This is a genomic window from Pantoea sp. 18069, from assembly GCF_902706035.1.
In the GTDB taxonomy this organism is placed as follows: domain Bacteria; phylum Pseudomonadota; class Gammaproteobacteria; order Burkholderiales; family Burkholderiaceae_C; genus Comamonas.
Genome location: NZ_CACSJA010000126.1, coordinates 1 through 421, shown reverse-complemented (window position 1 = coordinate 421; position 421 = coordinate 1). Strand labels below are relative to the sequence as shown.

The 421-nt window shown below is 57.0% G+C and carries 1 pseudogene; it reads left to right on the top strand.

The window, feature by feature from the left end:
- Positions 1–157: pseudogene (locus tag GVL12_RS26805) on the top strand (IS4 family transposase); the annotation flags it as partial.
- Positions 158–421 lie beyond the last annotated feature (264 nt).

Genomic DNA, 421 nt, shown 5'->3' with positions numbered 1-421 from the left:
GCTACTTCTGGCTGGGCGCATGAGTCCCAAGCAGTTGGCGACCTCCAAGCGCAAGCCCAAGGTTGCTCAGGCCAAAGGCTATGTCGATGGCCGCATCGCCCGCTCACATGTCTCCACTGCTCGTGTGTTTAAACAGGCTTCGGGGAAAAGACCTTGAAAGGGATGGCGCTCAGGAGCAATTGACGCAGCACGAACATGCGCATGGCCTTATCTGTGAGCAAGCGCCTGTGCAGTTATCAAAGCCGGCTATGCAGCGGTTGCAGACCGGAACGTGTCAATGACTTTGCTGCACCAGTTGTCATGAATTTACTGTGCAGGACTGGTTCGTTTTCTGGGCGTTGGTCTCCGGTGGTGGCGGGTTGATCCAGGCTGCGGTAGGCAGCGCATGGGCTTGAGGTCGACGACCTTTGAATCGAGTCGG